The 13473-nt window shown below is 42.4% G+C and carries 11 protein-coding genes and 1 pseudogene; 5 read left to right on the top strand and 7 right to left on the bottom strand.

All coding sequences use genetic code 11. From position 1 onward, the window contains the following. Window positions 1–56 precede the first annotated feature (56 nt). Window positions 57–1037, top strand: coding sequence for a phosphoserine phosphatase (gene serB / locus AB4486_RS04655; protein ID WP_017058828.1), 981 nt, complete (start codon window positions 57–59; stop codon window positions 1035–1037). Window positions 1038–1159: 122 nt separating this feature from the next. Here serB and AB4486_RS04650 read toward each other — a convergent pair whose 3' ends face one another. Beyond that, window positions 1160–3508, bottom strand: a complete 2349-nt coding sequence (locus tag AB4486_RS04650; protein ID WP_372116587.1) for a PilZ domain-containing protein — start codon at window positions 3506–3508, stop codon at window positions 1160–1162. Window positions 3509–3669: 161 nt separating this feature from the next. On the opposite strand from AB4486_RS04650, the gene radA reads away from it, so the two are divergent. Then, window positions 3670–5049 carry a DNA repair protein RadA gene (radA, locus tag AB4486_RS04645; RefSeq protein ID WP_010436213.1) on the top strand — a complete coding sequence of 460 codons (1380 nt, stop codon included), beginning with the start codon at window positions 3670–3672 and terminating at the stop codon, window positions 5047–5049. Window positions 5050–5284: 235 nt separating this feature from the next. Next, window positions 5285–7372 carry an elongation factor G gene (gene fusA, locus AB4486_RS04640; RefSeq protein WP_017058825.1) on the top strand — a complete coding sequence of 696 codons (2088 nt, stop codon included), beginning with the start codon at window positions 5285–5287 and terminating at the stop codon, window positions 7370–7372. A gap of 175 nt (window positions 7373–7547) precedes the next feature. Here fusA and AB4486_RS04635 read toward each other — a convergent pair whose 3' ends face one another. Continuing rightward, window positions 7548–7760, bottom strand: a complete 213-nt coding sequence (locus tag AB4486_RS04635; protein WP_012604684.1) for a VF530 family DNA-binding protein — start codon at window positions 7758–7760, stop codon at window positions 7548–7550. A gap of 45 nt (window positions 7761–7805) precedes the next feature. After that, entirely contained in the window at window positions 7806–8756 is a 951-nt protein-coding gene (locus AB4486_RS04630) for a LysR substrate-binding domain-containing protein (RefSeq protein WP_102398358.1), read from the bottom strand. A gap of 103 nt (window positions 8757–8859) precedes the next feature. Between AB4486_RS04630 and AB4486_RS04625 the strand changes: the two genes are divergently transcribed. Next, window positions 8860–9066 (top strand): DUF1127 domain-containing protein, encoded by a 207-nt coding sequence (locus AB4486_RS04625; RefSeq protein WP_102393184.1) that lies wholly within the window; start codon window positions 8860–8862, stop codon window positions 9064–9066. A gap of 91 nt (window positions 9067–9157) precedes the next feature. Here AB4486_RS04625 and AB4486_RS04620 read toward each other — a convergent pair whose 3' ends face one another. From AB4486_RS04620 to AB4486_RS04605, 4 genes and pseudogenes are all read right to left on the bottom strand, one after another. Then, a complete protein-coding gene (locus AB4486_RS04620; protein WP_372116584.1) occupies window positions 9158–10846 on the bottom strand; it encodes an AMP-binding protein in 1689 nt (562 codons plus the stop codon). 93 nt (window positions 10847–10939) lie between these two features. After that, a pseudogene (locus AB4486_RS04615) lies at window positions 10940–11083 on the bottom strand (helix-turn-helix domain-containing protein); the annotation flags it as partial. Between the two features lie 136 nt (window positions 11084–11219). Continuing rightward, window positions 11220–11906: a transglycosylase SLT domain-containing protein gene (locus tag AB4486_RS04610; protein ID WP_372116582.1), complete on the bottom strand. Its 687-nt coding sequence runs from the start codon at window positions 11904–11906 to the stop codon at window positions 11220–11222. Window positions 11907–12007: 101 nt separating this feature from the next. After that, on the bottom strand, window positions 12008–12874 hold the full coding sequence (locus tag AB4486_RS04605) for a LysR family transcriptional regulator (RefSeq protein WP_017060824.1): 867 nt from the start codon (window positions 12872–12874) through the stop codon (window positions 12008–12010). Window positions 12875–13195: 321 nt separating this feature from the next. Here AB4486_RS04605 and AB4486_RS04600 point away from each other — a divergent pair, with 321 nt between their 5' ends. Beyond that, a complete protein-coding gene (locus AB4486_RS04600; RefSeq protein ID WP_372116580.1) occupies window positions 13196–13405 on the top strand; it encodes a Flp family type IVb pilin in 210 nt (69 codons plus the stop codon). Window positions 13406–13473: the final 68 nt, after the last annotated feature.

Below are 13473 nucleotides of genomic sequence, written 5' to 3'. Positions count from 1 at the left end.
GCGTTTTCAAATTGCAATAGGTTAACGTTTAGCATAGTTAATTAGGAATTATACACATGGACGCTCAGAAATATCTGCCGATAAAAAGGCATACGACATTATTAACTCGACTCCCCGAGACTCGTTTCGCTTCTCAACTCGCTAAATCCAAGGCCAATTGGATTGTGTTTGGTGAGTACCTATCTCCACAATCTTTCGATGACATCGACTTTTTCACTGGCACTTACAACACCATCCTCGATACGTGGAAGGTTGGGCATTATGAAGTGGCTTTGATGTCAGGCAATCTAACGCCAGCACACGAAGAAATCCTCCAAGCGCTAAAGCTTGATTATGCTTGCCTTAGCGAGGTCCCAGACTTATCTAAGCCAGGTTTGATCGTGATGGATATGGATTCCACAGCGATTCAAATTGAATGCATCGATGAGATTGCCAAGCTAGCTGGAGTGGGAGAGTTAGTCTCTGAAATCACAGAACGAGCAATGCAAGGCGAGCTCGACTTTGAACAGAGCCTACGCCAGCGAGTAGGAGCACTGAAAGGTGCGGATGAATCGATATTAGAGCAAGTGCGTCAGTCATTGCCATTCATGCCAGACTTGGTCGGGCTGGTGAATACTCTAAATAAGCTTGGCTGGAAAACGGCGATTGCATCAGGCGGTTTTACTTACTTCTCTGACTACCTGAAAGATACCCTTGATCTAGACCATGCTCAATCAAACACGCTTGAGATCGTCAACGGTAAGTTGACGGGTGAAGTCTTAGGCGATGTTGTTTCGGCGCAGACCAAAGCGGATATCTTGGTAGAGTTGGCTGAAGAGTACGAATTGGAACTACATAATACCGTTGCCGTTGGTGATGGTGCCAATGACTTGGTGATGATGGGCTCTGCAGGTTTAGGCATTGCCTACCACGCAAAACCAAAAGTAGAGCAGCAAGCTCAAACTGCTGTTCGTTACGCAGGTTTAGGCGGTGTGCTGTGTATCTTGTCGGGTGTATTGGCTAAGCAACAGAAGATCAGCTGGCAAGCGAAACCTTAGGGGCTCTACCTAAGTGCTATTGGCTATGTATCTTATTTAGCAATAGTGGCTCAGACACAAAAAAAGCAGGCTATCAGCCTGCTTTTTCAATTTTCATGCTTAAGTTAATACGCCACTCGAGGCTAGCGTGTTAGCTCCAATCGAATCAGCACTTCATCGGTAATGTCCTCTATCTCGCCATAACCGATAAACGCCGTCACCTCATTCTCTAGCTTCTTAGCTTGATGCATACTGATGCGTGAAAGCTCTTCTAAATCCGACTGGAATAAACTCGTTAGCGGATTAAAGATAGGTGCCGTGGTGACTCGCAATACATACACATCACCTAAGTGCTGCGCTTTCTTGATGAATAAGATGCGTTCCTTTGCTGAGGCGAAGTCTTTGACCAACTTGGTGTGTACCGACTGGATTTTGTCGCCAAACTTCACTGCAGCAATGTACACGTCATGATGCTTAGGCTCCGCACCTTCAATTCTTTTTAGTGGCTCAGCCAACAGTGAGTTGGTGTGACCCTTGAAGATTGGCTCGAGTGAGAACTTTTGGTTGTGACCAAGTTTAGCAAGTAACGTTAGATGCTTATTCAGTGGGAAATTCACACCAATGATCTTACAGCGCAGCGTTGAACTTGGCTTATCAATGAATATTGGGTTACTGACCATCTTGCTCAACAAAATGTTGTGCAGTGATTCGAGTAGCGAATGTGTTGGCAGTATCTCTTGCTTCTTAATCAGCTTACTTTGGTTTTGATCGATAAGCCCATTAAGGAAAGCGATGGTACGCATTGTCTTGGCGTTCTCGGCAATAACCAACTGCACGTTGCGACCATTCGGACTCACTCGAATTACGTGGTAAGGCACTGTGCTCAATGGCAGGTTCTTGTCATAGAGCTGCAGTTCATTGAAGTTCACTAATACCGGATCATTAATCTTGAGTACCATTGGGTGTTCAAGGCTAATGCTCAGTCCACGCTTCGAAATATCTAAGGTGTGTCCGTTCGCCGCTGTGCCATCTTGTGATGTAAGTTGCAACGGTGACTTAAATTGGTATCTCGGCTCTTTACGACGAGTCTGAGAGTCAAAGTAGATGCTTTGAATATTGCCGACGACAGTACGCGGGTGACGGAAGCGGTTCAATTCACTGCTTGGAATGCGTGGCTTTTCACTCAGAAGATAGTCCGCCGCACTTTCGTGATCGCCAATCTCTTGCAAGATTCCGCAATGCGTCAGTTGAGCTGAGCTTTGAGCCAGCGTATCCGAGTGTTTAGCTAATGCTTGTCGCTCAGTGTCTGAAAGTTCGAAAACCGAGAACTTGAACGCCTTCCAACTTTTACGTTTGCCACCGATGTGCCAGAACAGCTGTCTTTGTTCACGAGAGGCTTCAGGCAGCATCATTGAATAGAACAAGGTATTGTTTTGGTGTTCATGGGTAAAAGAGTAGATAACGTTACTGGTTCCCTTCACTCCTGGTTTCGCCAACAGGTTCATACGTTGCTCGTTGAACAGGGTACCCAGCGCTTGTTGATTTCGTTCGTCGTGCCAATATTGCCATAATGGATGGTTGTTATCCGTCAGTAGGGCAAGCTTTAGTTCGCTGCCGCTGAAAAACAGGGGTAGGTTACAAGTATGCTTTAGATAGGTATGTTCGATTCCTCGAGTACGAGTTCGAATAATCCTATCTTGATTCTCATGGCTGGTTTTCTTACTGGTGCTATTTAAAGACTCATCGAGTAAGCGAGCCACAATATTGTTGTCGCTTACCTTTATGGTTCTTAGAAATTTGACCGCGTTGTTCTCATAAGATTCGTCGATACCCAAAACACGAAATTCAATGGCTTTGTTAACATCGATCTCTAGAGATTTCTCAACCAACTCTGTGAATTTAACACTAATGATTTCACCAAGATTGTATCGAAAGGTGCTTGGTACTTTGAATTTTGCGCCTGACGGAGATATATCAACTGTCACACCATGTAGGCTTTGACCTTTAGATGTTGTCACTTCAACCTGTGAACTGATCTTGAGTCTGTTTTCTTGACGTTTTAAATCGTAGCCCAAGTTAATCGCTTCTGCTTCATATGGACTATTCGCATTGGTGATGTCATGTTTATTTTGAGAGGAGATATTAACAACACTGCGAAGTGGCTGAGTTCGTGGTGTCATTACCAACTCCCACGTGCCCTCTGTGTAACCTTTAAACTTTTTAGTGCCGCGTTGGTAAGCATTCAAAGCGATGTCATCAAGCCAGTGTTTACGGCCGTCTAGCGTGAACTGGCGACATTCATTATCAATACGCCCGCGTAAATCAATGCTCTTTGTACACGGAGCCATGATACGATTCAGTTCCATTTTAACGAGTAGCTTTAGAGACGGCGATTCGCCTTCTGTCATTTGTGAAAGAAGGAATTCGAAATCTTCGGCGTGGTAAGCCGGGATAAGTCGTTCTGCTACAGATAGAATTTCAGATTGCTGCATATTTTTCTTGTTAGAATGGACGGTGCATTGATGTTATCGGCTAGTTTCAATCGATCTTTAAGTATAAGTGGTATGACTGCAACGTTTATTTTAATGCGTACGGTCAACAAGGTCACAAAATAGTAACATTTACCAGTTACCAAGCAAATTATTGAGGTTTTATGGCTAAGGCAAAACGAGCTTATGTGTGTAATGACTGTGGCGCTGACTTTCCACGTTGGCAAGGGCAGTGCAACGCATGTGGTGCTTGGAACACGATTACAGAAGTTAGGTTAGCCGCTTCACCTCAGGTAGCGCGCAATGAAAGATTATCTGGTTATGCTGGTTCTGTAACAGAATCGAGCGTTCAGACATTATCTGAAATTAATCTACAAGAAGTGCCACGTTTTAGCAGTGGTTTCAAAGAACTCGATCGCGTACTCGGTGGTGGTGTTGTTCCTGGCGCTGCGATCCTGATTGGTGGTAACCCTGGGGCAGGTAAATCAACGCTGTTATTGCAGACCATGTGTCAGCTCTCTTCTCAATTACCGACACTTTATGTAACCGGCGAAGAATCCCTACAGCAGGTTGCAATGCGCGCTTCTAGACTTGGGTTGCCAAAAGAGCACCTAAAGATGCTCTCTGAGACCAACGTTGATAAGATCTGCCAGGTTGCTGAAAAAGAACAGCCAAAGATCATGGTCATCGACTCAATCCAAGTTATGCATGTAGCTGATGTTCAATCTTCACCGGGCAGTGTTGCCCAGGTTCGTGAGTCGGCAACCGCATTAACGCGCTACGCAAAACAGAATAACGTTGCTGTGTTCTTAGTTGGACACGTAACTAAAGACGGCACCTTAGCAGGGCCAAAAGTACTTGAGCACATTATTGACTGTTCTGTTTTATTAGATGGCGGAACCGATAGTCGATTCAGAACTCTGCGTAGTCACAAAAACCGTTTTGGTGCGGTCAATGAGTTGGGTGTGTTTGCAATGACAGGCCAAGGCCTTAAAGAAGTCAGTAATCCATCGGCTATTTTCCTATCTCGAGGCGAAGAAGAAACGTCAGGTAGTTCTGTTATGGTGGTATGGGAAGGGACACGTCCACTTCTTGTTGAAATCCAGGCACTGGTGGATTATTCCCAGCTGGCAAATCCGCGCCGTGTTGCAGTTGGTTTAGAACAAAACAGACTTTCGTTGTTATTAGCGGTGCTGCATAAACACGGGGGCTTACAAATGGCTGACCAAGATGTGTTTGTGAATGTCGTCGGTGGTGTTAAAGTAACCGAAACCAGTGCTGATCTTGCTTTAGTGATGGCATTACTTTCGAGTTTCAGAGACCGCGCATTGCCAAAAGATGTGGTGGTATTTGGCGAGGTAGGCTTAGCGGGTGAGATTCGACCGGTACCAAGTGGGCAAGAACGTCTTAATGAAGCCTTTAAACACGGTTTCAAGAAAGCGATTGTACCGGCAGCGAACATGCCGAAAGGTGGCATTCCAGGAATGCAGATCCACGGTGTGAAAAAATTATCAGAAGCAATTAATGCTTTTGATGAGTTGTAATTGAGCTCACTTCAGCTACTCTATACAGCAGAAATTCAGTCTAACTTAAAACGCCAATTGCGCTTTAGATTAGCACTAAACTAAACAATCATTTAGATTGTTTCTACAGATTGCCTTTTTCTATATGTTAGAAAAAGGCAAAGTTTTTTAGTCCCAAATGCATGCAAAGCTATCAGTCTTCACAGATTGTGATATACTCTGCGCGCATTTTATATCCTATTAACAGAGTAAGACAATGGCAGATTTATCGAAATACAGAAACATTGGTATTTTCGCGCACGTTGATGCGGGTAAAACAACTACCACTGAGCGTATCCTTAAGCTAACTGGTCAAATCCACAAGACTGGTGAAGTACATGATGGCGAATCAACGACTGACTTCATGGAACAGGAAGCTGAGCGCGGTATTACTATCCAATCAGCAGCTGTAAGCTGTTTTTGGAACGATCACCGTCTAAACGTTATCGATACTCCTGGACACGTTGACTTCACAGTTGAAGTATACCGTTCTCTTAAAGTTCTTGATGGCGGTATCGGTGTATTCTGTGGTTCTGGTGGTGTTGAACCTCAATCAGAAACTAACTGGCGCTACGCTAACGAATCAGAAGTATCTCGTCTGATCTTCGTTAACAAACTAGACCGTATGGGTGCAGACTTCTACAACGTTGTTGACCAAGTTAAAAACGTTCTAGGTGCAACTCCTCTAGTAATGGTTCTACCAATCGGCCGTGAAGACGAGTTCGTTGGTGTTGTAGACCTACTAAGCCGTAAAGCATACGTTTGGGATGACACTGGTCTTCCTGAAAACTACGAAATCAAAGATGTTCCAGCGGACATGGTTGATGACGTTGAGCAATACCGTGAAGAGCTAATCGAAACTGCTGTAGAGCAAGACGATGACCTAATGGAAGCTTACATGGAAGGTGAAGAGCCTTCTATTGAAGACGTTAAGCGTTGTATCCGTAAAGGTACTCGTGATATCGCATTCTTCCCAACGTTCTGTGGTTCTGCGTTCAAGAACAAAGGTATGCAACTTATCCTTGATGCTGTAGTAGATTACCTACCAGCACCAACTGAAGTTGACCCTCAGCCTCTAATGGATGAGAACGGTGAAGAAACTGGCGAACACGCTATCGTTTCTACAGATGAGACTTTCAAAGCGCTTGCATTCAAAATCATGGATGACCGCTTCGGTGCTCTAACTTTCGTTCGTATTTACTCTGGTAAACTGAACAAAGGTGACACGATTCTTAACTCATTCACTGGCAAGACTGAACGTGTTGGCCGTATGGTTGAGATGCAAGCTGATGACCGTAACGAACTAACTAGCGCACAAGCTGGTGACATCATTGCGATCGTTGGTATGAAGAACGTGCAAACTGGTCACACTCTATGTGATCCTAAGCACCAAGTAACGCTTGAGCCAATGGTATTCCCAACTCCAGTAATCTCAATCGCTGTATCTCCAAAAGATAAAGGCGGTTCTGAGAAAATGGGTATCGCTATCGGTAAAATGGTTGCAGAAGATCCATCTTTCCAAGTTGAGACTGACGAAGAGACTGGCGAAACTATCCTGAAAGGTATGGGTGAACTTCACCTAGACATCAAGGTAGATATCCTTAAGCGTACATACGGCGTTGACCTAACTGTAGGTGCTCCTCAAGTTGCTTACCGTGAAACTATCACTCAAGCAATTGAAGATAGCTACACGCACAAGAAGCAATCTGGTGGTTCTGGTCAATTCGGTAAGATCGATTACCGTATCAAACCAGGCGAAGCAGGTTCTGGCTTCAAGTTCAACTCTGTAGTTGTGGGCGGTAACGTTCCTAAAGAATTCTGGCCTGCAGTTGAGAAAGGCTTCGCATCTATGATGGAAAACGGCGTACTAGCTGGCTTCCCAACTCTAGACGTTGAAGTTGAACTTTTCGATGGTGGTTTCCACGCAGTCGATTCATCTGCTATCGCATTTGAAATCGCAGCGAAAGGCGCATTCCGTCAATCTATGCCTAAAGCTGGCGCGCAACTTCTTGAGCCAATCATGAACGTTGACGTGTTCACTCCAGACGATCACGTTGGTGATGTTATCGGTGACCTTAACCGTCGTCGTGGCATGATCAAAGATCAACAAGCTGGCGTTACTGGTGTTCGTATTAAAGCTGACGTACCTCTTTCTGAGATGTTCGGCTACATCGGTCACCTACGTACTATCACTTCTGGTCGTGGCCAATTCTCTATGGAATTCGCACAATACGCACCATGTCCAACTAACGTTGCTGACGAAGTGATTGCAAAAGTTAAAGCAGAAAAAGAAGCTGGTAAGTAATTAGCCCTTTTCTCAATTAGCTAAAAAAGCCCCGCAAGTGAAAGCTTGCGGGGCTTTTTATTGCTTGTAACATACTGCGAGAGATGCGAGATGTGATATTGATATGGCCCCTAAAAAGTAGACACAGGGGTTGTCCCGTATTTAATCAACACGGGACAGATAAAGTAGGGAGAGATTAACGCTTTAAGTCGATGTAAATCTGCTCTACCTTGGTACGAGCCCAATCTGTTTTACGCAAAAACTTTAAGCTCGATTTAATGCTTGGGTCTTTTTTAAAGCAGTTGATGTTCACCATGTAACTCAACTCTTCCCAACCGTAATGTTCAACCAATTCAGTCAGTAGCTTCTGTAGAGTGATACCGTGAAGTGGATTATTGTCTTGTGTCATGAGATGTTCTCGCCATTTATTTGAGCTAAGTATACCAGTTTCGCTTTATGAATTATCCGACCATTTGAGTTCGTAATCGGTGTGGATAATCGAAAGCTCTTCTCTACCTGTATCACCAAACAATTTAACTTGAGTCTGCATCCATTCTTCGAAGCGTTTTATCTTTTCTCGATGGAAGTAACCTGGAGGCGCGCATAAAAAGTAATTGTATTTAGGCTTCAGCGCGATATTACCGATTCGGACGAGTTTCTTTTCCTGCAAATAGCGATACACCAAGCTGTGCTTAACCAAGGCAACGCCCTGAACGGATAATGCACCCTCTAAAACAAAATGTGAGCCGTCAAATTGCAATGATGAACGTCCTGCCTTCGCCCCAGCAACGTCTAACCATAGATTCCAATCCATATCAGGCCAACGGTCTTCAATTAACTCTGCTTTATGCAGATCGCTGATGTCATAGATTCCATATTTTTCTTGATAGATAGGATGACAGACAGGGTAAACAACTTCGTCCATTAACCAACGTGATTCAATATTTGGGTAGTTACCATGACCATATCGAACACAGACATCGACAGCTGAGTCTTCAAAGGTAACCAGTTTGTTGGTCGGTTCTATTAACATAGATAAATCTGGGTGACGGTCGCGGAAGTCGCCAATTCTAGGCACTAACCAATGTTGTGCAAAAGAGGGTACGGTCGAAATCGACAATTGAGTGGGGTTGGGGTCTTGGTTTATTCGTCTTACTCCATCTTGAATATGAGCAAAGCCTTTCTTAGCTTGCAGGTAAAGCACTTCACCTTCATGAGTGAGTACTATTTTTCGGTGCTGACGAATAAACAGGTCTGCGCCTAACCATTCTTCAAGTTGGCGAATTTGTTGGCTGACTGCTGCAGCCGTGACAAATAGCTTTTCTGCTGCAAGCTTAAAACTGCCTGTTTCAGCCGCAGTATAAAAATAGTATATCCCTTGGAAAGGTGGGGTGCGCTCTCTCACATTAGTTTTCCTTAACTGAATGCCAGTATCTATCGTTTGTCGATGTTGCTCTATTGGTCGATTATTGACCATAACAAAGCGAGAGATCAACAGGAGAAAGGTTATGGATACGATCACAGCAACCGCAAATACCAACCATTCATTTTTGTCATCATTATCAATTAAGAAATTCTATTCTAAATTAGGCATGTACTTTCAAAATCGTAGAACCAGAAAGCAGCTGTCTGAGCTACCAGAGTATTTGTTGAGAGATGTAGGGATTACACAGGAACAAGTTGATAAGGAACTGAAAAAATCGTTTTGGGAGTGAGTGGGAGTGTTAGGGGAGGGACTGGCTAATCTAAGGTTGAGCGTACTTTGCTGCCAAAAAAGGAGCCATAATGGCTCCCTCTCGATTTTAATTATTCTTCCCAAACCACCAATTTATCTTTCGGCCAGTTATGACCAACTTCATGGTATTTCTGCTCAAGGATATGTCGCTTGATTTTGAGAGTCGGGGTCAACACACCATTCTCAATGCTCCATGGTTCCTTAATCATCAATACACCTTTGATCTTCTCATGTGAACCGAGCTGCTCGTTCATTTTCTCGATAACGCGCTTTGTCGTTTTCTCATAGCGAGCTCTATCGAAATTAGGGAAGTCATGCGGTACCACAAGTAGGATTGGACCAGGTAGGCCAAGACCTATCAAACACATCATTTCTACGCGGCTGTACTCAAACAGTTTGTTTTCGATTGGTACAGGGGCAACAAACTTACCTTTAGCGGTTTTAAAGGTATCTTTCTTACGCCCACGAATCGTTAGGTAACCTTCACTATCGATATCACCGATATCACCGGTATGAAGCCAACCATCCGAGTTAAAAGACTCTTGGGTTGCAATATCATTCTTGTAGTAACCAGAGAATAAGCCTTTGCCTCGAACTAGAATCTCTTCATCTTCAGCTATTTTGAGTTCGATCCCTGGACCTGCATTACCAACCGTACCAATTTTATCGGCTCTGAATGGGTAATTGAGCGTGCTGTAGGCGAAAGACTCTGTCATGCCCCATGCCTCGGTAATGTGCAGGCCAACGCTCTCATACCATGCGAGTAGAGCAGGTGATACAGGGGCAGAACCACATCCAAGAACGCGAGCTTGGTCTAACCCTAAGCCATCAGCAAGTTTCTTCTTAATGATGTTGTTGATAAACGGAATCTTCAGTAAGAAGTTCAGTTTCTTCTGTGGCAATTTGTCTTGGATTCGCTGCTGGAACAGAGTCCATAAGCGAGGAACTGAAATAAACAGCGTAGGGCGATGCATTTTCACATCATCAATAAAGGTGTCTAAAGATTCAGGGAAAGCCGTAACCACGCCCCCCATCACTGAAGAACCAAAGATGTAAACGCGTTCTGTAATATGAGCAAGCGGTAGGTAAGAAAACAGGCGGTCGCCAGGTTGGATTCCTATATGGTCAATCAACCTTTGAACAGACCAAGTAAACGCGCCGTAGGTGAGCATTGCGCCTTTTGGTAGCCCTGATGTACCCGATGTATAAACAAGTGACATCAGCTTATCGTCGTGATGCTGAGGACGTTTGGTTGATGGTTCATGTGTATCAATGAGCTGCTCGAAAGTGTGTTGGCACTTCGCTGCGCTGTCGTATGGCAGTGAAATACTCACTAAGCTCGGATTGTCATCAAGTACTTTTTGAGTGGCCTTAGAATCGTCAAGCTTACCCGCAATCACAATTTTACTTTCACTGTGTTCAATACAGTACTGAATGGTATCTGCACCCGCTGTTGGAAAGATTGGGACGCTGACAAAATCTCCTAACATCATTGCAAGATCGCAGATGAACCACTCTGCACAGTTTTTTGATACGAGAGCGACTCGATCGCCAGGTTGGGCTCCGAGTCCTTCTAATGCTGACGCCAGTTTCAGTGCTTTGTTGGCTACTTCTTTATAAGTAAATTCGACAAATTGGCGGTTAATAATCTGTTTCAAATAGACTTCATCTGGGCGTTCTTCTGCCCATTTTAAAATCATGTCATTGGGTGTAGGGAGAGCTGCTGCTTGTTCTTGGCTAAACTCGTTAGGCTGAATCATTGTCTAACTCCATGTTTTTCGCTAAGTTATTTTTGGTTATTTTTGTTAAAATCATGTTAAATGTACCATGATTTTTTCTTTTAGGGAGTAAAATTAGCGTTTTCTGTTATCTGTGCAGGCACGTCTGTAGCTTGCAGGGGTTACGCCCGTCCTTTTCTTAAAAATTCTTGAAAAATACGAGACATCCTTGTAGCCACATTGATAAGAAATTACAGCTATTTTTGATTCGGTATCCGCTACGTGTAAGTCCACGGTTTATTATAAGATATTATCGAAACAACGCTGCCACTGTATTCCATCACCAGAGCTGTTATCAGTTCAAACTTTAGGTTAGAAATTTAATGAGCGCCATCGCCATATAAGAATATATGCATCAGTTGAGCAAGGCTTGGTATTGCTTGTTTAGTTTGTACACTTTTGCTACGTAAGTTCTTGTTTCTGCAATACGTAATTGTGTTGTTAGCATTGTATATAACTCATCAACTGATAACTTATTGATATTTTGGGAGAATGAACTGATGTCTTTATCACCGAAGGAGTATTTCATTAGATTAGACAACCCACAGTTATAGGAAGCAATTGCTAGTAGTCTTCTCGCGCTAGGGGAGCGAATGTTGTTGAGATACTTCGTCTCCAAGAGATGCAAATAAGCGGTCCCTACATCAATATTGAATTCAGGGATAAAGAGATCTTGTGCTCTGATAGGTCTATTGTCATAAAGTTCGCGTGAAACTTCAGCAGCCCCACCATTAACAAGAATTTGCATTAATCCAATAGCAGAGGCGTGGGAAACAGCATTTGGGTCGAAGAAACTTTCGGCGTGTATCATAGCAACGATTAATGATGATGGAATTTCCCACTTTGTTGCAGAACGCTCAATGTGAGTTTGATATATTGTATATTTATTGCTGACGCTGTCAGTGATTTTATGGGATAGAAGTACGGGTGGATCGGTTTTGGAAGCTCGTATTTCGTGTATTCTTTTGCTTTTCGGAACCACAATTCGCTGCAATCTTTGATTTTCTTGCAGTTCTTCATAAGAGTTTATCGAGTCTCTCATATAAGTCACTTTCGCTGAGATCTCACTATTAAAACTAATTAATATCAATGAAGCTGAAAGACAGAGATACTTCATATTTTAATAGAGCTGTTGTTCATGTTTCATAGGTGATAGGTACTTCTTAGTCTGTTATGAATCCACTGATGATATTTTCCAAACTCACTGTGCAATGGCCAGATCATGGACGCATATATTTGCTTACCAAACAATTGAGTATCACTGGGTATTTTTATTAATTTGTTCATTACTGTTTTGGTTTCAATGATATGCTGTGGAAGAAGGGCTATCCCTTTCCCTGCGCTACAGAGTTCAAGGATAGTACTAATATCATCCAATACCCAAATGTTATGGCTTGAAATGATGGAATAATCAATAATATCTTTATATCCATCAAGCAATAACAATCGATTGTTTTTTGAATTGAATTTTGAGTTTTGAACGACTTCTTTACTCGCCACCCAAATGCAATTAACTAAAAATAATTCTTCTATATTAAAGTTATAGATGGTTTTGTGATAGGGGTTTCCTATCGCGATATCAATTTTCTTACGATTGATATAATCACCTAAAATATAGCTTGGTTTTGTTACAACGTTTATCTCAACTTCTGGAAACTCCTCAGAAAATTCAATAAGAGCATTTCTTACATTTGAATTTAGCATTAGTAGGTCAATACCTACTTTTATTTTTGTTAAATTTGAATTTGATAGATTTTTAGCAATGTTACTTAACTCTTTGTGTTTGCTTATTATTGGTGTGGTTAGCGCATATATTTTTTTTCCTTTATCGGTTAATGATACGGTGTGACCACCTCTATCAAAAAGAAAATATCCTAAATCTTGTTCTAGATTTTTTATCGCTCCACTTATCGTTGATTGCGATTTACCTAGTTTCCTCGCAGCACAACTGAACGAACCTTCAGAGGCAACAGTATGAAATGAGATTAAATTGTCTAAAGTGAGCCTCATATCTCCCTCCTACAGGCTTTGCACCGTAAGTATTAGGCTAATACTAATAATCTGAATTGGCACTATTTGAATTTAAAGTGTGATGTATATCACATTTTAACTTTGGGTGCAATGAACTTAATTTTCAAGAATAAATATTAATTTAGAAGCTAAATCCCTTAAAATTAATTAGATAGGTAATATGAAAAAATAACCACTTTTAAATCGCGTGTATTTTTGGTTTTGATATCGGGGAAACCGATAGTAACCGAATGTGAGAAAGTGATCTGATTACTAAGATCTAATTGCTTTGCACTAGAAGCATGAAAAAAGGATGGCATCATGATTACTAAACTTCACGTAAATATGCTCAATTATTTGAATAAACTTAAAAATGATGAAAAAGGCGTTACCGCGATTGAATATGGGTTAATCGCTGTTGCAATGGCAACCATGTTAATCGCAGTTTTTTATACAGATGCGACTAGTTTTGTAGACACTTTGGAAACGTCGTTTGCAACTATTAAAACAAATCTTAGCCTTGGCGACTAATTTTAGGCTTGATTAGCTACCTAATATTACCGAAATTTGACATTAGGTAGCTAATAACTTCATTTGAT

The sequence above is a fragment of the Vibrio sp. 10N.222.55.C6 genome, assembly GCF_041473395.1.
In the GTDB taxonomy this organism is placed as follows: Bacteria; Pseudomonadota; Gammaproteobacteria; order Enterobacterales; family Vibrionaceae; genus Vibrio; species Vibrio crassostreae_C.
The sequence above is the reverse complement of the archived record's forward strand: the minus strand, read 5'-3'. Positions and strand labels throughout refer to the sequence as shown.